Origin of the sequence: Asaia krungthepensis NRIC 0535 (assembly GCF_025995175.1) — a bacterium.
Lineage (GTDB): Bacteria > Pseudomonadota > Alphaproteobacteria > Acetobacterales > Acetobacteraceae > Asaia > Asaia krungthepensis.
The window spans coordinates 59,815-85,226 of sequence record NZ_BAPV01000060.1; the positions used below are offsets into that span (position 1 = coordinate 59,815).

A 25,412-nucleotide genomic window follows, 5' to 3' on the forward strand; every position below is an offset into this window, starting at 1 on the left:
TATCAGCCATCCTTTAACAGGGTTACTCAGGTGAGCGGACCATGCTCAGGACGCTCCCGGAAGTCAACGAATCTTCCTGAAACGATCCGTTAAGGAGTAATTAAATACCACGGCCTATAGTCTCGGCCATCCGCCATCGGGCTATGACCGGTGCAGGCACATTCCCAGCCGCGACGGCGGGGAAGAGCCATTTCTGCCTTTCGGGATCGACCATGATGGACGTTTCTTTTTCCGGCCTCATGCGCTCAGTCTCATCCCATCTGCCGCCACTCGGACGCGCGAGATGGACCGCCCGGAGGGAGGCCGGATTCATGGCGGGCCTGCTCGAGACACTGAGGTCATCTATTTCCGTCTCTGACGGGCTGAAACTCGCCTTCGAGCAGTTCTGCCGGGAAACACGTCCGGAGCGTGCGCTCATCATGAGTTCAGGTCCTCTGGTCATCCCGCAACCAACCGAGGCGCAACTGCATATCCTGCATGCATGGCCGTCGCATCAGCCCGGGCGCGATCCGCGCTCACGTGAGGAACGGACGGCGACGACTCTCTGTCTCCGGGCCATTGCCGAAATTCGCCATCAGGGGGAGATCGGGCTGATCATCTATTTCCGCCGCAGTTTTCCGAAACGCGCTGCCGCTGCGTGCCGTCGGGTTCTGGAAACACTTGTCCAGACTGCAGCAGCAATGATTGAGGTCGATCACCGCTATAGGGCGCTTCTACGTGCCCTTCCTTTCGATCCCCTCACCCATCTGCCAGTCTGGAGCCTTTTCCGCGAGAAAGTCGATAGGCGTTTCGCTAGGCTCGATCACGAGCAGCTTCCCGCTACCCTGATGCTTGTCTGCTTTTCAGGTCTGCTGCATACGACGAGCGACATCGTCGAAGCCGAGGAGGCTGTGGAGCAGATTGCTCATGTGCGCGATGCGATCAGCTTTCTTCAGCGAGCCATACGCCCGACCGATCTGATCGGGCAACTCGACAGGGAGAGCTATGTTCTGTGGCTCGATGGCGGCGACCGCTTTGCCTCAGTCGAACGCGCCGAGCAGATCTGTCGCCGCAAATATCTGTGCTCAGCCGGGGCCAACCCGCTCGTATCCGTGAAGATCGGACTTGTGACCCGGGAACCCGGATCGACCGACTCACTCGATGTGTTCTTCGAGAGAGCGAGGCTCGCCCTCTCGATTGCACAGGAAGAAAACGTGGACTGGTATTTCGCCCACGAAAGCGCCTGATCAGGCAGCGCGGATCAACGTGCCTGATCCCTTATGGGTGAAAAGCTCGAGCAGACACGCATGAGGGACACGTCCATCGAGGATGACAGCGGCGCTGGCGCCTGCCTTCACAGCCGCCAGGCATGTCTCGACCTTGGGAATCATGCCCCCTGAAATCGACCCATCGGCAATGCGACGACGTGCCTCGTCGGCGGTGAGCTCCGGAATGAGCTTGCCATTTTCATCCAGCACACCCGCAACATCGGTCAGCATCAACAGACGCGAGGCATTGACGCTGCCCGCAATTGCCCCTGCAGCTGTGTCGGCGTTGATGTTGTACGTCTCTCCCTTGTCCCCCACGCCCACGGGCGCAATGACGGGAATGAGGCCGGAGCCGAGAAGCGAGAACAGGACCCGTGGGTCGATTTTGACGGGTTCGCCAACGAAGCCGAGATCCTGAGGCTCATCAGTGCCTGAGCGCGCATCCCGGCTGACATGCATCAGTTTGCGTGCCTGAAGCAGCCCGCCATCCTTGCCTGAAATCCCGACCGCAAGCGCCCCGGCCCGATTGATCAGATCGGCCACCTGCTTGTTGACGCTCCCGGAGAGCACCATTTCGATCACTTCAATCGCGGCCTGATCCGTCACGCGCAGCCCATCGACGAAGCGCGATTCGATGTTCAGGCGCTTGAGCATGGCGCTGATCTGGGGACCGCCACCGTGGACGACGATGGGATTGATCCCCACCAGCTTCAGCAGAGCGATGTCACGACCGAAGGCGCTGGACAGATGATCCTTGCCCATGGCGTTACCGCCATATTTTACGACAATCGTATCCCCGGCGTAGCGACGCAGGAACGGCAGGGCGCTGGCGAGAAGAGCCGCCTGCTGCTGTCCCTCGTCATTCATGTCCGGCAGCGTCAGTTCAGAAAGATCCTTTGTCATCCCTGCATCCCCTCGGGTGCCGCACCGGCGATCAGCCGGGCGATTTCCGCACGCAATGTCTCGATGCCCAGCCCTGTCTCACTGCTGGTTGTGGCGATATGCGGATAAGCAGCAGCGTGCTTCGACAAAACGGCCTCTACCTCGGCAATCTTGGCCTTGAGCTTGTTCGGGCCCATTGAGTCCGCCTTGGTGAGTACGACCTGAAACAGGACGGCGGCGCGGTCCAGCATCACCATCACATCGCGATCAGCCTGCTTCAGCTCGATACGGGAGTCGAGAAGGAGGAAAACCCGCGCAAGCGTGGGGCGACCGCGGAGATAGGCAAACATCATCGTCTGCCATTCTTCCTTGACCGATTTTGCCGCCTTCGCAAAGCCGTAACCGGGCATGTCGACCAGAGCGAGGCGACCGCCAAGATTGAAGAAGTTGAGCTGCTTGGTGCGTCCCGGCTCCGAGGAAGCGCGAGCCAGCCTGTTGCGCCCGGTAAGCGCGTTGATCAGGCTCGACTTGCCGACATTGGAGCGACCGGCAAAAGCCACCTCGGGACCCGCAAGGGGAGGCAACTGGTCGAGCTTCTGCGCGCCGAAGAAAAACTCGCATTCCGACGCGAAGAGCAGGCGTCCCTCCTCGACCTGCTCCTCAGTGAAAACTGTCGGATCTTCTTTCTGGCTCACGACTTGCTGACGGCCTTTCCGCCCTTTTTCTGGCCACGATCAATCTGCATCTGGATCAGCTTCTGCTGGCCATAGCTGAGGATGTTGTTCCAGGTGTAATAGATGACGATACCCGCCGACAGACGGCCTAGAAAGACCGTGTAGATGATCGGCATGAACTGCATGATCTTCTGCTGGGCAGGGTCCATGCTGACCATGCTCTGACGTTGCATCAGCCAGATGGTGATACCGAACAGGATCGGCCATACACCCACATGCAACATTTCAGGCATGAAGCCAGTGCTGAAGGGCAGAAGACCGAACAGGTTGAAGATGGTGGTCGGATCGGGCGCGGAGAGATCGCGGATCCAGCCATAGAAGGGCGCATGACGCATCTCGATGGTGATATTCAGCACCTTGTACAGACAGAACGCGACAGGCGCCTGAACCAGCAGCGGCAGACATCCACCGGCCGGGTTCACACCCTCTTCCTTGTAAAGCGCCATGATCTGCTGGTTCTGAGCCAACTGATCGCCCTTGTTATGCTCGCGAATGGACTGGATGCGCGGCGCAAGCGTGCGCATGCGGGCCATGGACGCAAACGACTTCGTCGCCAGCGGATACAGGATCAGCTTGATGATCAGCGTCATGATCAGCAGCGCGATACCGAAATTGCCGACATGGCTGTAGAGCCAGTGCAGCACATGGAACATCGGGCGCGTCAGGAACGCGAACCATCCGAAATCCACGGCCTTGTAGAAATAGGGAATATGAAGGTCGTCCGTGTACTGGTCGAGGAGGTTGACCTCCTTCGCGCCGGCAAAGACCATGCTCGTTGTCGCGACGCTGGAGCCCGGTGCGATCTGGATCGGCTGGCTTGCCAGCGTGTCGACGATATACGACCCTTCCTTGGCATTCGGCACGAAACGATAGCGCACCGTCACCCCGGCCTTCTGATCGGGAATCACGGCGGTCAGCCAGTATTTATCGGTAATACCGGCCCAGCCGCCCACGCCGTCAGCCGACCATGCGGTGTTGTCCGGCTTGGCCGCACCCTTGCGCATGGTCTTGTAGGATTCCTCGTCCAGTCGGTCATTCATGACCGAAAGCGGGCCCTCCTGAACGATCATACCGCCGGTTTCGACAGGCTTGTAATCGCGCTCGACACGCTGGAACGGCGTCAGCGCTACAGGCGCTCCAGCCTTGTTCTCGACGCTCTGGGTGATGGCGAACAGGTAGCGGCGGTCGAGCTTGATCTCGATCCGGAAGAGAAGGCCCTGTCCATTGTCCCACTGCATGGAAACCGGATGATCGGGCGCAAGCGTCTTGTCGTCGCTCGACCAGTCCGTGTTGGCATCGGGCAGCCTGAGGGTCGAGCCTGCAGGAGCCTGCCAGCCCAGTTCCACGAAGCTTGGCTGGGGACCTTCGCTTGTCTCGAGCAGACGGACCAGCGGGGAATTCTTGTCGAGCGTCTCGAAATAATGCGTCAGCACCAAATTATCGAAACGCGCGCCGCGCAGGCTGAACGAGCCCGTAGCATCCGGCCCTTCAATGGCGATACGCCCAGCCGGCCCAGCCGGAACCGCCGCACCATTGGCCGGGGCGCCACCGGGTGCCGCCACAGGCAGGGCAGAAACTTTGCCAGCCTCGGGCGTCTTGCCCTGGGTCTGCTCGGTGGTCTGGGTCTCGGCGTCTTTCTTAGCGTGCTGGGGCACGAAATAATCGAAACCGATCAAGATCGCGGCCGAGAGACTGGTTGCCACGAGGATGCGCTTGATATCCATCAGCCGAATGCCGGTCTTTCCATGAGGATGAAACAGTAAGGTCGCATGCCAGGGCGAGACGCCATGGTTGCAGCCGTTGAAGTGACCGAATTCGGTGCACAAAACAATAGGGAGCGGCAGATTTCGATGTTTTCCGCCCTCACGGCACGGGATCGAATCCCCCGGGACAATAGGGATGGCACCGTAACAGGCGTCGTATCGTGAGCCATGTTCCCCTGGCCACGCCGTGTTTTACCAGGGCCTCTTGTGCGTAAGCACTGCATGAGGGGTGAAACCGGCAATTATTGCCGAGTTGCGGGCTGATATAGCGACGATACACGTGCAAGGCGGCAAGAAGGCAGAGAAGAACGATCTTCCTGCCAAGCGCGATCACAGGGCCTGCCCCTTCTTGAGCGCATTTTCGAGGTCAGCGATCAGTTTGTCGAAGGGGCGTCCTCGGGTCGAATCGCGACCGATCAAGACAAGATCGACCGCATTCAGTTCGGTATCGCGCGCCACATGTGCCAACGCCGCCCTCAGGCGGCGACGGGTACGGTTACGCACGACGGCGTTCCCGACTTTCTTCGTTACCGTATAGCCGACACGGGCCGGAGCGTCGTCATCGGTTCTCAATACCTGCAGCACGAGACCCGATGTCGCTACCTTGCGACCCCGACTGGCAACCCGAAGAAATTCGGGTCTCTTCCGGAGCTTCTGAGGCAGGCCCGTCAAATCGGAATCAGGCCGAGAGCTTCTTGCGGCCCTTGGCGCGACGGTTGTTGATGACGCGACGGCCACCGACGGTTTCCATACGCGCACGGAAGCCGTGACGACGCTTGCGGACGAGCTTGGACGGTTGATATGTACGCTTCATGGCGTCATTCCTCAGGCAATGAATGATGGTGAAGCCTCAAGCCTCACCCCGACAAGAAGACGACACAAGGCTGACGCCATCTTCCTCTGTGCGCGGGCTTTTACGGGCCCGGAACTGCGCTGTCAATCAAATCAAGGAGTCCAGCCATGACGTCAGGCGATGACGTGAGCCATACCGACGCCGAAACGCGCCTCAAAACCCTGCGTCACGACTTGCGCAACGACTTGGCCACTGCACTTCTGGCCGCAGATATGCTTGCATCAAGCGCAGATGAAACAGTGAGACGCCATGCCACAGCGATCGTGAGCGCGCTCGACAAGGCGACGGATCGCCTCAAACGCTCGAGATATCCCGGCTGGAGATCCGGCTATCCAGACTAAAGCCGGACCCGCTCCGATCGAAATCGGGGTGCAGGTCCGGTGGATTTGTCAGAACGTGTCTTTCTGAATGATCTCGATCTTGTACCCGTCCGGATCTTCGACAAAGGCAATGATCGTCGTGCCGAATTTCACGGGCCCTGCCTCACGCGTAACCTTCCCGCCTGCCGAGCGGATTGTCTCGACCGTACGCGAAGCATCGGGAACGCCAACCGCGAAATGGCCGAATCCGTTGCCGATCTCATAGGGGCCTTCCTGATCCCAGTTGAAGGTCAGTTCAATTTCGGCCTCACCATGGGCATTATCGTTGAAGCCCATATACACGAGCGTGTAACGCCCGTCGGGCACTTCGCGACGACGGATCTCGCGCATGCCGAGAACCTTGTAGAAGGTGACGCTCTTGTCGAGATCCTGAACACGGATCATCGTATGCAGATAGCTTGCCATGGGTCTTCTCCGAAAAAACGAATAGGGCAGAGGTCAGTCAGCATCCTGACATTCGACGCTGCTCAGACCGTAGAGAAACAACCCCGACCGGTCTGCGGTTGCCTCGCAGCCGGCAGGATCGGTCACAAGCGTCCCCCCGGTTTCGAAAGCAATGCCGCGCAGCCCCGCCGCTGCGGCATTGCGAACGGTCTGTGGGCCGATCGTTGGCATATCGGCGCGTTTTTCCTGGCCGGGCTTCAGCATCTTCACCAGAACCCCGCCCGGGCCGGGCTGAAGCAAAGAACCCGCGCGGGACAGCATGGCATCGGTTCCTTCGATAGCCTCGACCGCCAGAACCAGATTATCCTGCACGACACAGCCCTGCCCGATATCCAACGCACCAAGCCCCCGCACAACGGCCACACCGCGCCGAATATCGGACATGGCCAGCGCATCAGGCTGGATTTTCCCTTGCGGGCCGGGGCGTCCCAGGGAACTGGTGAGGAACTCATGGGCGCCTCTCACCCGGAATCCCTCCTCACCGAAAATGCGAACAAGAGCGCCAAGCAGCCCGTCATCGCCCGAAAACAGGGCGCGACCAACGCGGGCCATCAGGCGCGCGCCCTCGGCGTCGGGCCGCAGATCGCGCAGGGCCGGGCGCTTGACCGGCCCAATGAGCACAATGTCCTGACATCCCGCCTCACGCAGGGCGGAGAGAATCTCGCCTGCCGCAGCAAGCCGTATGATGCGATGCGGCCAATCGCCGATCCTGGCCAGGTCGACAAAGTCCTGGAACCCGACGATGAAGACGTCGCCACCCTGCTCGCGCACCGCAGCGGCAACCTGGAAAGGGAGTGGCCCTCCCCCTGCCAGAATACCGACAGGGGCCATGATCAGACGCCCTCGGTGTCGGCGGAGAGTTGCGAGGGGCTCGCGGCGCGCACCAGACCACGGCGGCTCTCGGCTTCCATGAAGCCGATGATTTCTTGAACGCGGGCACTTTCTGCGAAGTCGCGCTTCACGGTAGCGAGCCGGGCTTCGAGAACATCATCCTGTCGACCGGTGCGCGGGTAGAGGACGCGAAACGCGCGGCGCATCTGCTGAATCTCCTCGGCGCTCACGCCCTGACGACGCAGCCAGATCCAGTGCAGCCCCACCAGACGCGCGCGATTACCCAGCACGCTGCCATAAGGAATGACATCGGCCTCAACACCGCATACGCCACCGACCAGCGCACCGCGCCCGATACGCACAAACTGGTGCAGCGCTGCGGCACCCATGATGCGCGCACCATCACCGATCTCGACATGGCCACCCATGACGACATTGTTCACGATGATCACGCCATCACCGATGACGCAATCATGCGCGACATGGGCATTGGCCATGATCAGGCAATGCGCGCCAACGCGGGTCAGAGCGGTGCCCTGTGCCGTACCACGGTGAATGGTGACGTTCTCGCGAATGACCGTATGAGCCCCGATCACGCAGCGTGTCGGCTCACCGCGATATTTGAGATCCTGCGGCGCGAGGCCTATCGTTACGAACGGGTAAATCTCGACATGCGCGCCGATCTCTGTGATCCCGTCGACAATGACGCTGGCATGAAGTCTGACACCCTCGCCAAGCGTCACGTCGGGGCCAACTGAACACCAGGGCCCGATGGTGACATTCTCGCCAAGTATCGCCTCAGGGGCGACAAGGGCGCTCGGATGTATGCTGACGGTGCTGGGCCAATTTGACACGGAACGATCCACGAAGCTGTTTTTAACCCATGATCATGGCGCTGAAGGTTGCCTCGGCAACCGAGACGCCATCGACGCGCGCCACACCCTTGAAGCGCCACACATTGGCGCGGGCGCGCTCCTTCACGACTGTGATATGCAACTGGTCGCCGGGGCCGACAGGGCGACGGAACTTTGCACCCTCGATTGTCATGAAATAGACGAGCTTGCCTTCGAATGCTTCACCCAGCGTCAGCACGACGAGCGTGGCCGCAGTCTGGGCCATGGCCTCGACAATCAGCACGCCCGGCATGACCGGCTGCGCCGGGAAATGGCCGGTGAAGAAAGGCTCGTTGATGGTGACGTTCTTGATGCCCGTCGCCGACTCACCCAGCTTGATATCGACCATCTTGTCGATCATCAGAAACGGATAGCGATGCGGGATGGCCGACATGATCTTCATGATATCGATTGCCTCGATATCGACCGTGTCGGTTTTAGCTGCCACTTCCTTGTTTTTCTCTTCCGCAGAGGCGTCCAATTTTCTGCTCACTTCTTGTTCCTGAGCGAGGCCGATCGGGTCGGCTCCCTCATCCATCACATGACATGACGGCAGGTTTAACGTGTCCGCCCGCTTCTAGCAAAACTCTGTAGTCGTGACCACACTCCGTAAAGGCAGGGTCAGCCCTCGGTTTTGCTGTCTTTCTTGGCCATGCGGCGCAGGAACGCGACGTTGCGAAAGAACTCCCTGAACGGCATGGCCGGGCTGCCGATAACATCGGCGCCTGCATCGACATCGGACATCACGCCACATTGCGCACCGACACGGGCCTTGTCGCCAATCTTGATATGACCGATCAGCCCGGCCTGAGCCGCAATGGTCACGAAATCGCCGAGTTCGGTCGAGCCCGAAATACCGGCCTGGGATACGACAATACAGCAGCGACCGAGTTGGGCATTGTGCCCAATCTGGACCAGATTATCGATGCGCGTTCCCGCACCGATCACCGTGTCACGCATCGACCCGCGATCGATGGTGGAATTCGCGCCGACCTCCACATCATGCTCCAGGATCACCCGACCGAGTTGCGGCACGGTCTCGAACCCGGCAGGCCCGATAGCGAAACCGAACCCGTCCTGGCCGATCCGTGCACCGGGATAGAGCGTCACACGATCACCGAGAATGGCGTGAGACACGGAGACATGCGTGCCGATGCGGTTATGGCTTCCCAGAATGACGCCGTCGCCGATTGCCGCATGAGCGGCAATCACACTATGGGCGCCAATCACCGCGTGAGCACCGATCGTGGCGAAAGCCCCTATCTCGACCCCTTCTCCGATCTGCGCCGTCTCATCGACCCATGCCGTGGCATGAACGCCGGCTCTCGCCGGCGTAACAGGATGAAAGCGCGCAGCGATGCGGGCCCAGGCCAGATAGGGCACCTTGCTGACCAGCCCCACGACGCCTTCGGGTAGCTTGTCCCTGAAGGCGGGACCCAGGATTACCGCGCCTGCTTTCGTCTCCGCGAGAAGCGGCAGATAGCGCCGATTATCGAGAAAACTGATTTCCTGCGCTGTGGCTGCCTGGAGAGGCGCCACGCCGCGCAGCATGACATCCTCTGCCCCATCCTGCCCAACGATCTCCGCCTCGGCGCACTCGGCCAAGGTGCCGATCGAGAACGGCCCCTCGCGATGGAAGAAACGGGGATCGCCCGGAAGAGCGTCTGAAGCAGGCAGGGTCATGATCGCTCAGTGCTTCCGGAGGATCGAGGCTGGGGCTGCCTCGGGCTGTGCCGGAGCCGCCTGCGCGGCAGGACCGGGTCCCACCTGAGACGTCGTATCCTCATCGGCAGTCGTCGGCATCTTGCCAGATTTCGCCAGAACCTCGGGATCTACATCTTCGGCCGGGATGAACACGTGCGGCAGCACCTTGTTCAGGACCTTGGCGGTCTCTTCCGTGATATCCTGTCCGTCAACATGCAAGGCGACCTGCTCGCTGTGCAGGACAAGATTCATGCTGTGCGACGCAGCGACCTGACGCACAATCCGGACCAGTTCACGCTCGATCTGGTTGAGCGAGACGTTCGCTGCTTCCTGGATGATGCGCGCGCGATTGGCAAAATCACGCTGGGCATTGGCGCGACGCTCCTGAAGATGACGCTCGCGAAGCTGAATCTGCTCGGACGTCAGCGTACGGGCGCTTTCCTGCAGCTTCTGCTGCTCGGCGCGCCAGCCAGCCTGCTCCTTCTGCGCAGCCGCAGCGAGTTTATCGCGGCGCTCACCCAGAACGCGCTGCGCCTCGGCTGCAGCACTCGACAGACGCATGACCGTCGGGATGCTGATCACACCAAGCAGGGCAGCCGGAGGCGGCGCGGCCTTGGGCAGGTCGGGCGAGTCGGGAATGGGCGGCTGCGGCAGAACAGGCGGCGTCTCCGGCTGCTGCATGGGCTCGTCGGAATCCTGGGCCATAGGCTGGGCAACGGGAACACGACGGACCTGGCGCTGTGCCGGAGGGGGCGCGGGCTGGGCTGTCTTGGGAACGAACCAGCCCCCGTTACCCGAGGAGTTCTGAGCTGACTGCGCCTGGGCAAGGCTCGGCAGGCTGACGGAAGCGAGCAATGCCGAAGCAGCCATGAAACGGGCTGCCGAGAAAATGGACATGGAAACCTCTGTTCAAGACCGGGTGGTCATTGCACCCGGTGCCGGGGCAATGACGCGAGACGGTAAGGCTGAGATCAGAATTGCTGACCGAAACCGAAGCGGATCGGATAGAGACGGTCGTTGCGCGATTTGCGGATAGGCACGGCGGCGTCGATATTCACGAGACCGAACGGGCTCTTCCAGGAAATACCCAGACCCGTGGTGACACGCGGGGTGAGCGTATCGCCTGTGACCGGGGTGTATCTGGATCCGTCGGTCGCCGCATTCGTATAGAGATGCTTGACGCGCAGTCCGGCAAGGCTACCGGCATCGACGAAGTAGCGGCCCGAAATACCGACATCCTCACCCATTGGCAGCGGGAAGTTCAACTGGGCAGACGCGGTGTAGATGAAGCGGCCACCGATCAGATCTTCCTGACCAGGCTGCGGGGTCGATGCATTGATATGGCCGGAACGCGGACCCGCACCACCCTGAAGGAAGCCGCGCAGGTTCTCGCCACCGAGATAGAAGTTATCGATGATGCTGACATTGCTGCTCTTGGACCAGTCGCCCATATAGCCAGCGCCGCCCTTGAACTGCAGACCCCAGTCGTGATTGCCCGTGACCGAGTCCAGCGGCAGGTAATATTGTCCGTCAAACTTGGCACGCAGATATTTCACGTCGCCACCCAGACCGGCAAAATCGCCACTCAGGTTCAGCACGTAGCCCTTGCGGGGCCGCATGCGATTATCGCGGCGATCATAGGTCAGGGTCGTGCTCAACTGGGAAAGCAGAGACCATCCGGCAGAATCCTGCACGTAGTACGACGGCACATACGCATAGCCATAACTTTCGATATCGCTCTGGCTGAAGATGTTGCCGACGCGACGATCGATCAGCGAGTAGCTCCAGGACTGCGAGAGGTAGTTGTTATAGGAGTACCCCATACGCAGCGTGGCGCCGTAACGACCTTCCTTATAGGACTGATACGTCTGGTAATTGTTCTCGATGCCGAAAATATCGATACCGGCCACGATGTTGCGGTTGAGGAAGTAGGGATCCGTCAGCGAGAGATCGACCTGCTTCTGGTAATAGGCAACCGTTCCGGAGATACCGGCATCCATGCCCGTACCAAGCAAGTTGTGCTGCTTGACCGAACCGTTACCAAGAATACCGACGTCGGTCGAGTAACCGCCACCCAGCGAGAATTCGCCGGTCGGCTTTTCGACCACGTTCGCCGACACGTTCACCTTGTCCGGCGCAGAGCCCTGTGTCTGGTCCACGGAAACCGTGCTGAAATAGCCGAGATCCTGCAGCGCGGCCTTGGAATACTTGCGATCGAACGGGGTGTACGGGTCGCCCTCGGCCATTGGCAAAGCGCGACGGATGACCTTGTCCTTCGTGACCGTGTTGCCGTTGATGTCGATGCGCTCGACATACACATGCGGCCCTTCATTCACATCGAACAACAGATCGACGATGCGCTTCTCGGGGTTGCGAGCAATTTCGGAGCGCACCATGGCGAACGGATGTCCGGTCGCCTGCAGGCGCTCCTGCATACCGGTCACGTTGTTCTGAATTGCCGTGCCGTCGTACCACTGATGGGGGAACAGATCGATGTACTGCTTGAGATCCTTCGCCTCGACATGACGCAGGCTCGAACGCACATCCATCTTCCCGATGCGATAGCGCGGGCCCTCATCGACGGTGAAGGTAATGATGAAATTCTTGCGATCAGGGGACAATTCGCCCGTCGCATTGATCATGTGGAAATCCACATAACCGTTATGCAGATAGAAGCGACGCAGCAGCTCGGCATCGTACTTCACGCGCTCGGGGTTGTATTCATCCGAGGAGGAGAAGAAGCGATACCACTCCGTCTCCTTCGAGGAGATAACAGAGGCAAGGCGCGCTTCGCTGAACGCCTTGTTGCCGACGAAAACGACCTTGTTGATCAGCGTCTGGCGCGCTTCGTTGATCTTGAAGATCACATCGACGCGGTTATGGGACAATTTGATGATCTGCGGCGTTACCGTTGCGCCAAAGCGCGCCTTGGAGGCGTAGAGATCGAGCAGTTTCTGGCGATCGGCGGCGGCAGCCTGCGACGAGAAGACCGCACGCGGGCGCATGCTGATTTCCTTGCGCAGATCCTCGTCCTTGACCGCATGATTGCCCTCGAAGGCAATGCGGTTGACGATCGGGTTCTCCACCAGGTCGACCACGAGGGTGCTGCCCGAGCGACGCAGCGTCACATCCTTGAACAGGCCGGTCGCGTAGAGGGTCTTCAGAGAGCGATCGAGATCGTCCTGGTTGAACCGGTCACCGGGCTGCACCACCATATAGGAGAGCACGGTGCTGGTCTCGATGCGCGTATTGCCCTTCACATCGATCGCCTCGATCGCCTGGCCTGTGCCGGGACGCTGCTCGGCGGCATGATGATGAGACGGACGGCGGGTTTTCTGCGCCTCGGCCTGCCCTGAACAAACAGGAAGCATGCAGACCGAAGCAAGGAGAACGAGACGTTTACCTGACAAGACGGACGTTCCTTAACTTCATCAACCCGACGTGAAGGTTTATTTCAGACAATTTAAATTTGCGCAACGAAGCCACGGCCTCTGATCTCGCATATCCAGATCGGACGTATCCGACTTATGCCCTCTGAGGCAAGCGCCCCGCCTCATGAAGTGTCGTAACACTCTGTGTCAAAGGGCGGGGAGAACGGCGGTTTTCAGTGGAAAAGACCGAGATTGGAAAGATCGTTGAAGGTCGAGAACAGGAACAGCGCCGCAATAATCGCAAAGCCTGCCTGGTAGCTGACCTCCTGTACGCGCCGTGACACCGGCTTGCCACGCACGGCCTCGGCTACATAAAAAACGAGGCGGCCACCATCGAGCAGAGGAATCGGAAATAGGTTGATCAGCCCCAGATTGATCGACAGCAGCGCCATGAAAGAAAGAATGCTCGCAAAGCCGTAATGGGCCACCTGACCCGAAAGCTGGGCAATCCTGATCGTCCCCCCCAGTTCCTTGGCGCTCCGATGGCCGGTGAGGATCTGCCACACACCCTGCAGAGTCTGAACCGACACCGTCCATGTCTCGTGCAGGCCCGCCGTCACAGCGTAACCAAAGCCCATGGGCTTGCCCGGCACAAGTTCGGCCATCACCCCAATACTCCCTGTATCGGGCGCACCATTCTTGCCTGCCACGCGGTCCAGCGTGATCGGCAGGCTCAAATCCTTGTCACCTCGTTTGATACCGAGCGTTGTATGTTCGCCCGGCATTTTCACCGCATGCGCCTGGATATCCGCGAAATTGAAGACATCCAGCGTTCCGAGGCGGGTGATGACATCGCCCTTCTGCAATCCGGCACGTTCGGCGGCGCTATGGGGAGCGACCTGGGCGATCTCGTTCTTCAGCTCTGGCTTGCCCACAGAGACGTAGAGCACGGTGAAAAGCAGGATGGCGAAAATGAAATTGAAAACCGGCCCCATGACAATGACCAGCATGCGCGAGCCGACCGGCTTGTCATGGAAGGTCTGACCCGGCACCCATGCCGCCTTCTGCTCGGCTGTTGCGTCCTCCGGGTCCTCGAAGCCATGCGGCTTGACGTAGCCTCCCAGCGGGATCGCCGCCACGCGCCACTCTGTACCCGTGCGATCATGCCAGCGATAAAGCGCGGGGCCGAACCCGATGGAAAAAGTATCAACCTTCACCCCGCGCCAGCGCGCCGCGAGGTAATGCCCCATCTCATGCACAAAAACGAGCACGCCGAGAATAAGGGCGAAGGCCAGAATCGTCACCGCAAACTCATGCATGAAGCGTCTCCGCACCGTTCAGTGAATTGCTACGCTCACGCGAGACGAAGACCTCCGCCACACGACGCGCTTCCCGGTCCCAGTGCAACACATCGTCGAGCGTATCGAGGGACGGTGCGCCCAGCTTCTCCATGGCATAGGCGATGGTGTCACCAATGCCGAGAAAGCCGATGCGTCTGTTGAGGAAGGCCTCGACCGCGATCTCATTGGCCGCCGAGAAGATTGTGGGCGACGCCGCCCCTGCACAAAGTGCCTCGCGCGCGAGACGCAGCGCCGGGAAACGGACCTCATCAGGCGCTTCGAAATCAAGGCGGGCGAGACTGGCCAGATCGAGACGCGGCGAATTGGTCTGCATACGGTCGGGCCAGGCCAGTGTGCTTGCAATCGGGACACGCATATCGGGTGCGCCAAGCTGTGCGATCAGGCTGCCATCGCGAAACTGGACAAGGCCATGAACCGCAGATTGCGGGTGCACCAGCACGTCGATCCGGTCATTCGTCAGCCCGAAGATGCGGGCAGCCTCGATCACTTCGAGCCCCTTATTGGCCATCGACGCAGAGTCGATGGTGATCTTGGCGCCCATGCTCCATGTGGGATGTTTGAGCGCATGTTCCGGCGTCGCGGCCCGCATGGTCTCGATCGAGGCGCAGCGGAAGGGGCCGCCCGAAGCCGTGAGAATGATCTTCTCGACGCTCTCGATGGGACTGCCGGTCAGGCTCTGAAAAATCGCGTTATGCTCTGAGTCCACCGGCAGAAGCGTGGCCCCGGCGGCAGCAACCTCGCGCAGCATGACGTCGCCAGCGCTGACCAGAGCCTCCTTGTTGGCAAGGGCAATCGACCGCCCGTTGCGCGTGGCGGCCAGTGTCGGTTCCAGCCCGGCTGCCCCGGTAATGGCGGCCATGGTCCAGTCCGCTTCCATGGCGGCGGCCTCGATCACAGCCTGACGACCGCCTGCAACGCGCACGTCACTGCCCTTCAGACGCTCCGTGAGCTCCGGGAGCAGGGATTCGTCATTGATCACAGCCAGTTCGGCGCGGAGAGACAATGCCTGCTCAGCCAGAAGCGCCACGTTGCGCCCCCCGACAAGTGCGCGGGTCTGGAAGCGATCGGGCTCGGCGAGCAGGAGATCGATCGTCGAGCAGCCAATACTGCCGGTGCTGCCGAGAACGGTGATGCTGCGCTTAGAAGAAGCCATGATCCCAGGATACTCCAGATCAATGCGATATTGCAGATTACGATGAAACGATGAAATGGCGGAAGGCGGACCAGAGCGCGAAAGGGGTCGCCTTCCAGAATACCTGTCCGGGAACGGCAAGCGACACGAGCGCGGCAAGAGGGGCCGCGGCCAGCAGCCCATCGAGCCGGTCCAGCAATCCGCCATGACCGGGGATCAGTTTGCCCGAATCCTTGATCCCTACGCGACGCTTGGCCGCACTTTCAGCAAGGTCTCCGGACTGGGCGGCGCAACCGAGGATCATTCCCCAGATGAGCCCGCCAAGCATTCCCGCGCCTTGACCGCACCAGGCAACCAGAAGTCCAGCCAGACCGGCGAAGACCAGCCCTCCCAGAGCCCCTGACAGTGTCTTGCCGGGCGAGATACGGGGCGCCAACTTCGGACCGCCGAAGATACGTCCGCTGATATAGGCCCCGCTATCGCTGGCAATGACGACCGCCACGATAAAGAGGACAGCCAGAGCCCCGTGTTCGGGCAAGCGCAGCCATAGCAGCGAAAGACCACCGAGCGACGCAACAGCCACACCGAGCCACTGTGCCAGCCCGAAGAGTGCTGCTGCGGGGATAAGCCCCAGAGCAATGCGCCAATCGCCCTTCATGGCGCAGACCAGCCCGATCACGGGCCAGGAAAGCAGAAGCCAGCCACGCCAGGACCGCCCTGCCCCGCTGAAGGAAACTCCCGCCATCGCCATGGCTTCCCAGACCAGACCGGCACTGACCAGAAGAAGCATGATGCGATAAGGCACTCCGCCCATCGCGATGCAGAATACCGCCACCGGGACGATGACGGCTGCCGAGATCAGCCGCAATCTCAGGTCCGACCAGCGCGGATTGGCCGTTTTCGTCGTCACAGAGCGCCATCCGGAGCGAGACGCTTGCCGAAACGACGCTCACGACGCGCGAAATCGGCCATCAGGGCGTCGAAATGGCTCTCATCGAAATCAGGCCACATGACATCCAGAAAAGCGAGTTCCGCATAGGCCGATTCCCAGAGAAGGAAATTGGACAGACGACGTTCGCCGCTCGTGCGGACAATCAGATCGGGATCGGGAAAGGAGGAGGTCTGCAAAAACGCGCCAAAATCCTCTTCTCGCATGGCTTCCGGCTCGATCTCGCCACGCAGGACTGCTGCGGCCAGACGCTTGGCCGCACCGAGCATGTCACTGCGCGCGCCATAGGACAGCGCAAGGATCATCGTGAGGCGAGTATTGCGCGCGGTCAAAAGACGCGCGCGCTCGATTTCGGCACGTAAGCCTGCGTCAAAACGGCTCAGGTCACCGATGAAGTCCAGCCTCACATTCTGTTCGTGCAGTTCTGCGACCTTGTGCCGGAGATAGAAGCGCAGCAGTGAGGTCAGGTCGGAAACTTCCTCAGCCGTGCGATTCCAGTTTTCCGAGGAAAACGCATAAAGCGTCAGATAACGCACACCCGCCGCGATAGCCGCCTTCACGCAGCGGCGTACCGCCTCGGCTCCGGCGCGATGACCTGCCATGACAGGCTTGCCACGTGCCCGCGCCCAGCGGCCATTGCCATCCATGATCACCGCCACATGACGTGGCATGGCAGCAAGATCGGGTGCGGCCGCTGGTGAAGTGTGAGCGCGTGAGGAAGACACTGACGTCAATCAGACCTGCTTGATCTCGCGTTCCTTGTCCGCGAGCATATCGTCTACCTTCTTGACGTATTGATCCGTTAGTTTCTGAACGCCTTCGGACCACACTTTCATGTCGTCCTGGCTGATCTCGCTCTTCTTTTCGTGGGTCTTGATCTGATCCATGCCATCGCGACGCACATTGCGCACGGCAATCTTGCCGTTCTCGGCGTAGCGCCCAGCGGCGCGTGCCAGTTCGTTGCGGCGCTCTTCCGTCAGCTGGGGGATCGGCACACGCACCGTCTGTCCATCTGCGGCAGGATTGAGCCCAAGACCAGCATCGCGAATAGCGCGTTCAACGGCACCCACCAGCCCACGATCCCAGACCGAAACCGTCAGCATGCGGGCTTCGGGTACAGCAATGGAACCTACCTGGGTCAGGGGTACTTCGCTGCCATAAGCCTCGACGCGAACCGGTTCCAGCAGATTCGGGCTGGCGCGGCCGGAGCGCAGGCCGGACAGGTCACGGCGAAGGCTCTCGATAGCCCCGTCCATGCGGCGCGTCAGGTCTTCGAGCAGGTCATTCAGCTCAGCAGGCATTGGTCTCTCCTTCACGAAGTCTCAGATTGGAGGTGTCGGTTACGGGCGGATCAGGCCGCTTCGATAATCCGGGTAAAGCGGCCTTCGCCGCGCATGACGCTGGCGAACGCGCCCGGCGCGTGAATATTGAAGACGATGATCGGCAGACGGTTCTCACGGGCCAGCGAAATGGCTGTAGCATCCATCACGTTCAGATCGCGTGAGAGCACGTCCATGTAGGACAGCTCGTCATAGCGTTCGGCATCGGGAACACGGCGCGGATCGGCCGAATAAACACCATCGACCTGCGTGCCCTTGAGCAGCACATCGCATTCCATTTCGTTGGCACGCAGGGCGGCGGCTGTGTCGGTGGTGAAGAACGGATTGCCGGTACCCGCCGCAAAAATCACGACGCGGTTCTTCTCCATGTGCCGCACCGCGCGGCGGCGGATGTAGGGCTCGGCAATCGACGACATCTGAATGGCGGACATGACGCGTGTGTCGATCCCGGCGCGCTCCAGTGCATTCTGCATCATGAGGGCATTGATGACCGTGGCGAGCATCCCGGCATAATCGCCCTGCGCACGATCCATTCCCTTGGCCGCTGCGGCAACGCCACGGAAGATGTTTCCACCGCCGATCACCAGACAGACCTGAACGCCACTGCGCGACACTGCCGCTACATCGCTGGCGATGGCCTCAACCATCTGCGGTTCGATACCAAAGGAGCCCTTGCCCATCAGGGCCTCGCCCGAAACCTTGAGAAGAACGCGCTTGTAGCGTGCAGAAGTTTCGGTCATCGCATCCTCTATTCACAACAGCCCGGTCAAGGCCAAGTCAGAACCCGCGCCTCTCTTATAGGGCGCGGCTTGTCCCCACAAGAACTTCTCAGGCGTCGTCCAGCCCGATCGCCCGCAGTCTGGCCTTTTCCTCATCCCAGCCCGCGCGCTCACGCACGTTCAGGAACAGATGGCACGGACGCTCGAGCAGTCGTCCCAGATCGAGGCGGGCCCGCTCGCCGATACTGCGTATCTTGCGCCCCCCCTCACCGATCAGGATCGCCTTATGGCCGGGACGGGAAACATAGATCGTGGCATCGATCCGCACAGAACCATCCGGCCTTTCCTTGAAACTCTCGGTCTCCACGGTTGCCTGGTATGGAATTTCCTCGTGGGTCTGCATGAAGATCTGCTCACGGACGAGTTCGGCCGCGAGGAGCCGATCCGGCAGATCGGTCAGATCGTCCTCAGGATAGAGATAGGGTCCCTCTGGCAATTCGGCCGCGAGATGATCGAGCAGATCCTCGACGCCATCGCCCGACCGCGCACTGAGCATGAACACATGTTCGACAGAAAGCTGCTCGGTGATCGCCTTCGTGAGCGGCAGGAGTTGCTGGGCGCTGACCAGATCCGTCTTGTTCAGCACCAGCCAGACCCGGCGCTTCTGTTTGGCCAGAGTGTCGATGACCGACTGAGCCTCCTCACGTATGCCTGCCTTGGCGTCGATCAGAAGGAGCGAAATATCCGCGTCCTGAGAGCCGGTCCAGGCTGCTGCCACCATGGCGCGGTCGAGCTTGCGTCGCGGCTTGAAAATGCCCGGCGTGTCGACAAGCAGAATCTGGCTGGTCTGACGCATGAGAATGCCAAGCACACGAAAGCGTGTCGTCTGCGCCTTGGGACTCACGATCGAGAGTTTGGCACCCGTCATCCGGTTGATGAGAGTGGATTTTCCGGCATTCGGCGCCCCAACCAGGGCGACGAAACCACAACGTGTCGTCATTTTCTGTCCTTCGCGCCTTTGCGGCCGCGGTTCAATCGCCGGAGCAGGACAGTCGCTGCCTCGCTCTCGGCCTGGCGTTTGCTTCCCGCAACGCCTTCCCCTGTTTCACCCATAGCAGAAACCGACACTGTAAAGCGCGGCGCATGTGAGGGCCCCTCCATTGAGAGGGTTTCATAATCCGGCAGGGACGAGCCTCGTGCCAGAACGAATTCCTGAAGAGCTGTCTTCGGATCCTTCGGCGGCGTGATCTGGGAGACCAGAAGATCCTTCCATTTTTCACGAACGAAGCGCCGGGCGGGATCGAGCCCCCCATCGAGATAGAGCGCACCGAGAAGCGCTTCCATTGCGTCAGCCTGGATATTGGCCAGCCCGCGGATATTGGCCTGTTCCTCGTGTTCGGCAATGCGCAATGCATGCTTGACACCGATGCTCTCGGCAATCGGAGCCAGGGCATTACGCGAAACGAGTGAAGCATGGCGCGGGCCCAGTGCGCCCTCAGGCTCATCCGGAAACTGTTCGAGCAGCCATTCGGCCATGATGAGTCCGAGAACGCGATCCCCGACGAACTCGAGACGTTCGTTCGATCCTGTCTCTGCCGGTTTCGCGCCACGCGGTGCGCGGCGTCCCTGACGTGCAGAAACGGCGGAGCGGTGCGTCAGCGCCTGACGCAGGAGGGCAGGATCGGCAAAACGATGACCGAGCGCTTCCTGCAAGATGTCCAGAATGTCGTTTTCGCTACTCATGCGCCGAACTCAGTGCATCGTCGCGAAGAGATGGCTCCAGCGAATCTCGAAGGGCCACTGCCAGAACTGCCACAGCGGATGGACCGCCTCGTAGGAGAAGAACACGAAGCGCGCCTTACCGACCAGATTGACCATCGGGACATAACCCAGATCCGAGCCGTTATCGCGCTGGAACCGGCTGTCCCCGCTATTGTCTCGATTATCGCCCATGGCGAAGAAATAGCCTTCCGGCACGACGTATTCGCGGGTGTCATTCTGCTCACCCTCGTCGGTCTGTTTCAGGATCTGATGCGTGACCGGAGCCGCTCCCGCACTGCCGGGCAGGGTTTCAAGATAGCGTATCCCTGTCTGGGGCAGACGGTTCTCATCCATGACCGAATAGGCGCCAAGCGATGTGCGCGGCACCAGCGTTCCATTGAGGTAAAGTTCGCCGGCGCGCATCTGCACGCGATCGCCCGGCAAACCAATGATACGCTTGATGTAGTCGATCGACGTGTTTTGCGTGTATCTGAACACGGCCACATCGCCACGATGAGGGACCGTGTTCCAGATACGCCCCTCGAAAAGAGGGGGCGAAAACGGCATCGAGAAGCGCGACCAGCCATAATCGTATTTGGTCACGGCGATATAATCGCCCACCTGCAAGGTGGGGATCATGGATGCGCTCGGGATATTGAACGGCTCGACAATGAGCGTGCGTATCGTCATCAGAACGACGATCCAGACGATCACGAAGCGTATGATCTCCAGAGGGGTGTCTTCTTTTCGCTGGGCGGACATCGCCTCGGGTGTCTTTTCGGTCATTTCCGGTTCTTAGCGCAGGATCATAGAGGTTGGCGACATTCAATCACCTGTCCCGTGGGACAGACTGCACAATCACATAGGCAAGGGCATAGGGGGGCTCGTCACTCAGGCTGAGCTGGATGTCGGCGAGCTCACCCGGCAGTGCCATGGCTGCCAATCTCTCAGCGGCCATGCCCGCCAGATGAAGCTCCGGCTTGCCCAGTTCGTCGTGGCGTACTTCGATATCGACTAGCGCCAACCCATCGCGGAAGCCGCAGCCGAGCGCCTTCACACAGGCCTCTTTCGCAGCCCAGCGTTTGGCATAGATACCGAGGCGCCCGTCCCCCTTGCGTGTCTCGGCATAGGCGATCTCGGCCGGGGTGAAACCGCGTTGCAGAAAGCGCTCACCCGAACGCTCTATGGCGCGCCCGATACGACGCATGTCGCACAGATCGGTCCCTATGCCCCGAATCATGCCGGATTCCCGGTTCGCATTCAGTTGCGCGCCCGTTCGACCTGCATCACGCCCTGCGCGGAGCGGAGCGCGGCGATCATGGCGGAAAGATGCCTCACATCGCGCACCTCAAGATCGACCAGAATCTCCATGAAATCGAGCTGGCGGTTCAGGATACGCAGATTGACCACGCTTCCATTATGCTTCGAGGCCGTATTGGTCAGGGTGGTCAAGACGCTTGATTCGTTGGCGGCAATCACACTCACTCGGCCGATATGCGGCGCGGAACGCTCCCCCTGCGCCAGAGCCTCGTAATCCCAGTCGATTTCCAGAAAGCGTTCCGGCGTTGAAGAGAACGCACTCAAATTCTGGCACGCGCGCTGATGGATCGTCACCCCCTTGCCCTGGGCGATGATTCCGACAATCGGATCACCCGGCAAGGGATGGCAGCACCCTGCAAAATGCGTCGCGATCCCGGAGCCGATTCCGGTGATGATCGAGCCGCTTTTGGCGCCATAACGTTGCGGGGCACCAAGACCGCCCCCAAGACGCCCCGAAAGACCGGGCACCATGCGGGGTGCACGATGGGTCTGACGCAACTCCGGATAAGCCGCATTGACGACATCGCGCGGACCGAGCTGTCCATTTCCTACGGCAACATAGAGATCGTCGATGCTTGGCTGACGCAGATCGCGCAGCAATGTCTCAAGGATTTTTTCGCTGCCATCGACACCTTCCTGACGGAAAGCCTTGGCGAGCGCGGTGCGTCCTGTATCCAGATTGACCTGACGCTGCTGCAACGCCACATGGCGGCGGATACGCGCTCGCGCCTTGCCGGTAACGACAAATCGTTCCCATGACGCCGAGGGCGTTCCGCCGCGCGCGGTCATGATCTCGACCTGATCGCCATTCTGCAGCTCGTGGCGCAGGGGCATCAGGCGACCATTGATCTTCGCCCCTACGCAGGCGTCGCCAACTTGGCTGTGCACGGCATAGGCGAAATCAACAGGCGTCGCCCGGCGAGGGAGCGAGATCAGCTGTCCTTTGGGGGTGAAACAGAAAACCTGATCCTGATAGAGTTCCAGCTTGGTGTTCTCTAGAAACTCATCGGGAGCCTCGGAATCCTCGAGAATTTCGAGCAGATCCTGCACCCAGCGCAGCTTGTTCAGGCCGAGTGCCGCAACCTCGGAATTGGAGGCCTGAGCCTCGTCACGCTCCTTATAAGCCCAGTGAGCCGCCACACCATTCTCGGCGAAATTATGCATATCCGCCGTGCGGATCTGGATCTCGATTTTCTGGTTGCGCGGCTGACGCAGCGTCACTCCGGTATGCAGGCTCTGATAGCCATTGGCCTTGGGAGTCGAGATGTAATCCTTGAAGCGCCCGGCGATCATCGGATAGGCCCCGTGGATCGCCCCGAGCGCCGCATAACAGGCATCGCGGCTGGGCACGATGACGCGAAATGCCATGATGTCGGAGAGCTGCTCGAAAGCGACATTGCGCTTTTGCATCTTGGCCCAGATCGAATAGGGCGACTTCTCTCGCCCTGTCACGTCGATCTGTGGCAGCCCAACCTCGGCGCAGAGGAGTTTGAGCTCCTGCTTGATCTGCTCGATAATATCCGCGCCATGCCCGCGCAGGAAGTTCAGGCGCGCCCTGATCGTGGCGTCCGCCTCTGGCTCGAGCTGCTCGAATGAGAGGTTCTGAAGCTCCGTCTTGACGCGATCCATGCCAATACGTTCCGCAAGCGGAGCGTAGATATCCATGGTTTCACGCGCGATACGCAGACGACGATCCTGACGCTGCACGTAGTGGAGCGTCCGCATGTTATGCAGCCGGTCAGCCAGCTTCACGATAAGCACGCGGATATCGCGCGACATCGCCAGAACGAGCTTGCGAAAATTCTCGGCCTGTTTCGTCCGGTCGGACTGAAGTTCGAGGCGCGTCAGTTTCGTCACGCCATCGACGAGGCTGGCTACCGCCTCTCCGAAACGGTCCTTGAGAAAAGCATGAGTGATGCCGGTATCTTCAACCGTGTCATGCAGAAGGCCGACCATGATGGACGGCACATCCATGCGGAACCCGGCGAGGATATTGGCAACAGCGATGGGATGGATGATGTAAGGTTCGCCATTATCGCGCTTCTGCTCGCGATGAGCCTTCTCGGCAACGGCATAGGCTTCTTCGATCCGGGTCAGGTCCGCGTCAGGGTCGTAGGACGCAACGCGACGGAGCAGTCCGGCGATGGAAGGTATGGAGGCCGAGATGTTGGCGCCGGGGAGAAGGGTGTCTGACATACCGAAGCTCTCCCGCAACGCGATGGGTGGATGAGCGACATCGGATCACAGAATGACCCGATATCGCAAGGGCTCAACGGCGGTTGCGACCCCCGAATTCCGCTTCGAACGACGCCTCGAGTTCGGCGGTGGACATGGTTTCAGCCATGTGAGCGTGTTCTTCCTCGGTGGACACGTCCTGAAGGCCGAAAATATTCTGATCGGTCGGGATCAGATCCATCACTTCCTCATCGACGGGCTCCGGCTCGGGAGCACGGGCGAGAGAGCGAACGATGCCGTCCTTCAGTGCTCCCAGATTGACCTTGTCTTCCGCAATTTCGCGCAGGGCGACAACGGGATTTTTGTCGTTGTCACGGTCAAGCGTCATTTCTTCACCACGTGACAGTCCACGCGCACGCTGTGCAGCAAGGAGCACCAGATCGAAACGGTTGGGAACCTTTTCGATGCAATCTTCAACGGTTACGCGTGCCATAAACTCATCCCACCCTGTCTGCGCGGTTCCATGTGAATTGGCCTGTCTATCATACGGAGAGATCAGGGGCAAACATTCGGTCATGCATTCATGCAGCGCCAGACAGAGGATCAGAGGCGACGAGCCGGAAGACCAAGACTGAAGATAATCATGTACGGAAGATAATTCTGCAAATTTCGATCTCTGTATTATTAAATGATTTCAGAACATCCCGCTGATGTAGAGTGTTCCACGCAGGCCGTGGCCATTGCTGCAGACCACACGAAATTGGAACACATATGCTCGAGAAGACTGAAAAAACGGCCGTATTCATCGATGGGTCGAGTCTGTATTTTACTGCAAAAACCCTTGGATTTGAAGTCGATTATAGAAGGCTCCTTCGCTATCTCAAATCGAACACGAGATTGATACGCGCCCATTACTACGCCGCAATTCCAGAGACTGAGGAGTATTCGCCGCTCAAACCCTTGACGGACTGGCTCGCCTATAATGGTTACATGCTCGTGACGAAAACCGCTCGTGAGTTTACCGATCAGACAGGGCGCCGTCGCCTCAAGGGAAACATGGATGTCGAACTCGCCGTCGACCTGCTGGAACTTGCCGACCGGATCGACCACGCCGTGATCTTCAGCGGCGATGCGGATCTCAGACGCGCGGTCGAGGTCATACAGCGCAAGGGTGTTCGCGTGACGGCCGTATCTTCCCTGCGATCCTCTCCCTCTCTTATCGGGGACGATCTACGGCGACAGGTCGACCAGTTCATCGAGCTGGGAGATATCGCGGCAGAATTTACCCGCAGACAGACCGAGACCGCCCCTCGACCTCGCTCGGCCCCGGTTCGCCACCCGGCCGATATCGCAATGGATGACCGGATCGACGACTGAAGAGTAGCCGTCGGGTGTGGCGCATCCCCGGCGGATGTTCCCCAATAAAGTCCTGACAGCTCAGGAAGCATCCGGATCGACTCACACCCCGAGCCGTATGAACGTCTCGCAAAGAGGCAGCCCCGAAGTCCAACGACGATGCGCCCGAGCCACAGTCATGGCAGGCATTTCGCGAC

28 protein-coding genes are annotated in these 25,412 nt (G+C 60.1%); 3 read left to right on the forward strand and 25 right to left on the reverse strand.

Going from position 1 to position 25,412, the window contains the following annotated elements; translation table 11 throughout:
- Positions 1 to 212: 212 nt before the first annotated feature.
- A complete protein-coding gene (locus tag AA0535_RS13665; protein WP_264817173.1) occupies positions 213 to 1,226 on the forward strand; it encodes a GGDEF domain-containing protein in 1,014 nt (337 codons plus the stop codon).
- Here the strand turns inward: AA0535_RS13665 and argB are convergent, their stop codons facing one another.
- From argB to rpmH, 6 genes are all read right to left on the reverse strand, one after another.
- Complete coding sequence (gene argB / locus AA0535_RS13670; RefSeq protein ID WP_264817175.1) at positions 1,227 to 2,150, reverse strand: acetylglutamate kinase; 924 nt, start codon at positions 2,148 to 2,150, stop codon at positions 1,227 to 1,229.
- Positions 2,147 to 2,824: a ribosome biogenesis GTP-binding protein YihA/YsxC gene (yihA, locus tag AA0535_RS13675; RefSeq protein WP_264817176.1), complete on the reverse strand. Its 678-nt coding sequence runs from the start codon at positions 2,822 to 2,824 to the stop codon at positions 2,147 to 2,149. The genes argB and yihA overlap by 4 nt, the downstream gene beginning before the upstream one ends.
- Complete coding sequence (gene yidC, locus AA0535_RS13680) at positions 2,821 to 4,587, reverse strand: membrane protein insertase YidC (RefSeq protein ID WP_264817177.1); 1,767 nt, start codon at positions 4,585 to 4,587, stop codon at positions 2,821 to 2,823. The genes yihA and yidC overlap by 4 nt, the downstream gene beginning before the upstream one ends.
- Before the next feature lie 139 nt (positions 4,588 to 4,726).
- The gene (gene yidD, locus AA0535_RS13685; protein ID WP_304500919.1) at positions 4,727 to 4,960 is read right to left on the reverse strand and encodes a membrane protein insertion efficiency factor YidD; all 234 of its coding nucleotides are present in this window, start codon (positions 4,958 to 4,960) and stop codon (positions 4,727 to 4,729) included.
- Entirely contained in the window at positions 4,957 to 5,298 is a 342-nt protein-coding gene (gene rnpA, locus AA0535_RS13690) for a ribonuclease P protein component (protein WP_264817179.1), read from the reverse strand. Before rnpA ends, yidD begins: the two co-directional genes overlap by 4 nt.
- Positions 5,299 to 5,305: 7 nt before the next feature.
- Complete coding sequence (gene rpmH, locus AA0535_RS13695; protein ID WP_023978518.1) at positions 5,306 to 5,440, reverse strand: 50S ribosomal protein L34; 135 nt, start codon at positions 5,438 to 5,440, stop codon at positions 5,306 to 5,308.
- Positions 5,441 to 5,586: 146 nt separating this feature from the next.
- Here rpmH and AA0535_RS13700 point away from each other — a divergent pair, with 146 nt between their 5' ends.
- The gene (locus AA0535_RS13700; protein ID WP_264817180.1) at positions 5,587 to 5,820 is read left to right on the forward strand and encodes a DUF1194 domain-containing protein; all 234 of its coding nucleotides are present in this window, start codon (positions 5,587 to 5,589) and stop codon (positions 5,818 to 5,820) included.
- Positions 5,821 to 5,868: 48 nt separating this feature from the next.
- Here AA0535_RS13700 and gloA read toward each other — a convergent pair whose 3' ends face one another.
- The 19 genes from gloA to rpoZ form a co-directional block, all read right to left on the reverse strand.
- Positions 5,869 to 6,264, reverse strand: a complete 396-nt coding sequence (gene gloA / locus AA0535_RS13705; protein ID WP_264817181.1) for a lactoylglutathione lyase — start codon at positions 6,262 to 6,264, stop codon at positions 5,869 to 5,871.
- A gap of 33 nt (positions 6,265 to 6,297) precedes the next feature.
- Positions 6,298 to 7,134, reverse strand: coding sequence for an LpxI family protein (locus AA0535_RS13710; RefSeq protein ID WP_264817182.1), 837 nt, complete (start codon positions 7,132 to 7,134; stop codon positions 6,298 to 6,300).
- A 2-nt stretch (positions 7,135 to 7,136) separates the two neighbouring features.
- A complete protein-coding gene (gene lpxA / locus AA0535_RS13715; RefSeq protein WP_264817183.1) occupies positions 7,137 to 7,988 on the reverse strand; it encodes an acyl-ACP--UDP-N-acetylglucosamine O-acyltransferase in 852 nt (283 codons plus the stop codon).
- A gap of 22 nt (positions 7,989 to 8,010) precedes the next feature.
- Positions 8,011 to 8,430 carry a 3-hydroxyacyl-ACP dehydratase FabZ gene (gene fabZ / locus AA0535_RS13720; protein WP_264817322.1) on the reverse strand — a complete coding sequence of 140 codons (420 nt, stop codon included), beginning with the start codon at positions 8,428 to 8,430 and terminating at the stop codon, positions 8,011 to 8,013.
- Positions 8,431 to 8,648: 218 nt separating this feature from the next.
- Entirely contained in the window at positions 8,649 to 9,710 is a 1,062-nt protein-coding gene (lpxD, locus tag AA0535_RS13725; RefSeq protein ID WP_264817185.1) for a UDP-3-O-(3-hydroxymyristoyl)glucosamine N-acyltransferase, read from the reverse strand.
- A 6-nt stretch (positions 9,711 to 9,716) separates the two neighbouring features.
- Positions 9,717 to 10,628, reverse strand: a complete 912-nt coding sequence (locus tag AA0535_RS13730) for an OmpH family outer membrane protein (RefSeq protein ID WP_264817186.1) — start codon at positions 10,626 to 10,628, stop codon at positions 9,717 to 9,719.
- Positions 10,629 to 10,702: 74 nt separating this feature from the next.
- Positions 10,703 to 13,102 (reverse strand): outer membrane protein assembly factor BamA, encoded by a 2,400-nt coding sequence (gene bamA, locus AA0535_RS13735; RefSeq protein WP_264817323.1) that lies wholly within the window; start codon positions 13,100 to 13,102, stop codon positions 10,703 to 10,705.
- A gap of 233 nt (positions 13,103 to 13,335) precedes the next feature.
- Positions 13,336 to 14,421: an RIP metalloprotease RseP gene (rseP, locus tag AA0535_RS13740; protein WP_264817187.1), complete on the reverse strand. Its 1,086-nt coding sequence runs from the start codon at positions 14,419 to 14,421 to the stop codon at positions 13,336 to 13,338.
- Positions 14,414 to 15,616 carry a 1-deoxy-D-xylulose-5-phosphate reductoisomerase gene (gene dxr, locus AA0535_RS13745; RefSeq protein WP_264817188.1) on the reverse strand — a complete coding sequence of 401 codons (1,203 nt, stop codon included), beginning with the start codon at positions 15,614 to 15,616 and terminating at the stop codon, positions 14,414 to 14,416. Before dxr ends, rseP begins: the two co-directional genes overlap by 8 nt.
- A gap of 37 nt (positions 15,617 to 15,653) precedes the next feature.
- Positions 15,654 to 16,505, reverse strand: coding sequence for a phosphatidate cytidylyltransferase (locus tag AA0535_RS13750; protein ID WP_264817190.1), 852 nt, complete (start codon positions 16,503 to 16,505; stop codon positions 15,654 to 15,656).
- Entirely contained in the window at positions 16,502 to 17,215 is a 714-nt protein-coding gene (uppS, locus tag AA0535_RS13755; protein WP_264817324.1) for a polyprenyl diphosphate synthase, read from the reverse strand. Before uppS ends, AA0535_RS13750 begins: the two co-directional genes overlap by 4 nt.
- 63 nt (positions 17,216 to 17,278) lie before the next feature.
- Positions 17,279 to 17,845: a ribosome recycling factor gene (frr, locus tag AA0535_RS13760; protein WP_264817195.1), complete on the reverse strand. Its 567-nt coding sequence runs from the start codon at positions 17,843 to 17,845 to the stop codon at positions 17,279 to 17,281.
- Positions 17,846 to 17,895: 50 nt separating this feature from the next.
- Positions 17,896 to 18,624: a UMP kinase gene (gene pyrH, locus AA0535_RS13765; protein WP_264817196.1), complete on the reverse strand. Its 729-nt coding sequence runs from the start codon at positions 18,622 to 18,624 to the stop codon at positions 17,896 to 17,898.
- Positions 18,625 to 18,712: 88 nt separating this feature from the next.
- Positions 18,713 to 19,603: a GTPase Era gene (gene era, locus AA0535_RS13770; RefSeq protein ID WP_264817197.1), complete on the reverse strand. Its 891-nt coding sequence runs from the start codon at positions 19,601 to 19,603 to the stop codon at positions 18,713 to 18,715.
- Entirely contained in the window at positions 19,600 to 20,346 is a 747-nt protein-coding gene (rnc, locus tag AA0535_RS13775; protein WP_264817198.1) for a ribonuclease III, read from the reverse strand. The genes era and rnc overlap by 4 nt, the downstream gene beginning before the upstream one ends.
- 9 nt (positions 20,347 to 20,355) lie before the next feature.
- A complete protein-coding gene (gene lepB / locus AA0535_RS13780) occupies positions 20,356 to 21,150 on the reverse strand; it encodes a signal peptidase I (RefSeq protein WP_264817200.1) in 795 nt (264 codons plus the stop codon).
- 43 nt (positions 21,151 to 21,193) lie between these two features.
- Positions 21,194 to 21,604 (reverse strand): holo-ACP synthase, encoded by a 411-nt coding sequence (acpS, locus tag AA0535_RS13785; RefSeq protein WP_264817201.1) that lies wholly within the window; start codon positions 21,602 to 21,604, stop codon positions 21,194 to 21,196.
- 20 nt (positions 21,605 to 21,624) lie between these two features.
- Positions 21,625 to 23,880 carry a RelA/SpoT family protein gene (locus AA0535_RS13790; protein ID WP_264817203.1) on the reverse strand — a complete coding sequence of 752 codons (2,256 nt, stop codon included), beginning with the start codon at positions 23,878 to 23,880 and terminating at the stop codon, positions 21,625 to 21,627.
- 73 nt (positions 23,881 to 23,953) lie between these two features.
- Entirely contained in the window at positions 23,954 to 24,352 is a 399-nt protein-coding gene (rpoZ, locus tag AA0535_RS13795; protein ID WP_264817205.1) for a DNA-directed RNA polymerase subunit omega, read from the reverse strand.
- 278 nt (positions 24,353 to 24,630) lie between these two features.
- Here rpoZ and AA0535_RS13800 point away from each other — a divergent pair, with 278 nt between their 5' ends.
- Positions 24,631 to 25,236 carry a LabA-like NYN domain-containing protein gene (locus AA0535_RS13800; protein ID WP_264817206.1) on the forward strand — a complete coding sequence of 202 codons (606 nt, stop codon included), beginning with the start codon at positions 24,631 to 24,633 and terminating at the stop codon, positions 25,234 to 25,236.
- Positions 25,237 to 25,412: the final 176 nt, after the last annotated feature.

What these genes read in the sequence shown, in the direction of transcription:
- AA0535_RS13665 (WP_264817173.1), top strand. Translation starts at nt 213, where the DNA reads ATGATGGACGTTTCTTTTTCCGGCCTCATGCGCTCAGTCTCATCCCAT.
- argB (WP_264817175.1), bottom strand. Translation starts at nt 2,150, where the DNA reads ATGACAAAGGATCTTTCTGAACTGACGCTGCCGGACATGAATGACGAG.
- yidC (WP_264817177.1), bottom strand. Translation starts at nt 4,587, where the DNA reads ATGGATATCAAGCGCATCCTCGTGGCAACCAGTCTCTCGGCCGCGATC.
- rpmH (WP_023978518.1), bottom strand. Translation starts at nt 5,440, where the DNA reads ATGAAGCGTACATATCAACCGTCCAAGCTCGTCCGCAAGCGTCGTCAC.
- AA0535_RS13700 (WP_264817180.1), top strand. Translation starts at nt 5,587, where the DNA reads ATGACGTCAGGCGATGACGTGAGCCATACCGACGCCGAAACGCGCCTC.
- gloA (WP_264817181.1), bottom strand. Translation starts at nt 6,264, where the DNA reads ATGGCAAGCTATCTGCATACGATGATCCGTGTTCAGGATCTCGACAAG.
- AA0535_RS13710 (WP_264817182.1), bottom strand. Translation starts at nt 7,134, where the DNA reads ATGGCCCCTGTCGGTATTCTGGCAGGGGGAGGGCCACTCCCTTTCCAG.
- fabZ (WP_264817322.1), bottom strand. Translation starts at nt 8,430, where the DNA reads ATGAAGATCATGTCGGCCATCCCGCATCGCTATCCGTTTCTGATGATC.
- lpxD (WP_264817185.1), bottom strand. Translation starts at nt 9,710, where the DNA reads ATGACCCTGCCTGCTTCAGACGCTCTTCCGGGCGATCCCCGTTTCTTC.
- AA0535_RS13730 (WP_264817186.1), bottom strand. Translation starts at nt 10,628, where the DNA reads ATGTCCATTTTCTCGGCAGCCCGTTTCATGGCTGCTTCGGCATTGCTC.
- bamA (WP_264817323.1), bottom strand. Translation starts at nt 13,102, where the DNA reads ATGCTTCCTGTTTGTTCAGGGCAGGCCGAGGCGCAGAAAACCCGCCGT.
- rseP (WP_264817187.1), bottom strand. Translation starts at nt 14,421, where the DNA reads ATGCATGAGTTTGCGGTGACGATTCTGGCCTTCGCCCTTATTCTCGGC.
- dxr (WP_264817188.1), bottom strand. Translation starts at nt 15,616, where the DNA reads ATGGCTTCTTCTAAGCGCAGCATCACCGTTCTCGGCAGCACCGGCAGT.
- uppS (WP_264817324.1), bottom strand. Translation starts at nt 17,215, where the DNA reads ATGCCACGTCATGTGGCGGTGATCATGGATGGCAATGGCCGCTGGGCG.
- frr (WP_264817195.1), bottom strand. Translation starts at nt 17,845, where the DNA reads ATGCCTGCTGAGCTGAATGACCTGCTCGAAGACCTGACGCGCCGCATG.
- pyrH (WP_264817196.1), bottom strand. Translation starts at nt 18,624, where the DNA reads ATGACCGAAACTTCTGCACGCTACAAGCGCGTTCTTCTCAAGGTTTCG.
- era (WP_264817197.1), bottom strand. Translation starts at nt 19,603, where the DNA reads ATGACGACACGTTGTGGTTTCGTCGCCCTGGTTGGGGCGCCGAATGCC.
- rnc (WP_264817198.1), bottom strand. Translation starts at nt 20,346, where the DNA reads ATGAGTAGCGAAAACGACATTCTGGACATCTTGCAGGAAGCGCTCGGT.
- lepB (WP_264817200.1), bottom strand. Translation starts at nt 21,150, where the DNA reads ATGACCGAAAAGACACCCGAGGCGATGTCCGCCCAGCGAAAAGAAGAC.
- acpS (WP_264817201.1), bottom strand. Translation starts at nt 21,604, where the DNA reads ATGATTCGGGGCATAGGGACCGATCTGTGCGACATGCGTCGTATCGGG.
- AA0535_RS13790 (WP_264817203.1), bottom strand. Translation starts at nt 23,880, where the DNA reads ATGTCAGACACCCTTCTCCCCGGCGCCAACATCTCGGCCTCCATACCT.
- rpoZ (WP_264817205.1), bottom strand. Translation starts at nt 24,352, where the DNA reads ATGGCACGCGTAACCGTTGAAGATTGCATCGAAAAGGTTCCCAACCGT.
- AA0535_RS13800 (WP_264817206.1), top strand. Translation starts at nt 24,631, where the DNA reads ATGCTCGAGAAGACTGAAAAAACGGCCGTATTCATCGATGGGTCGAGT.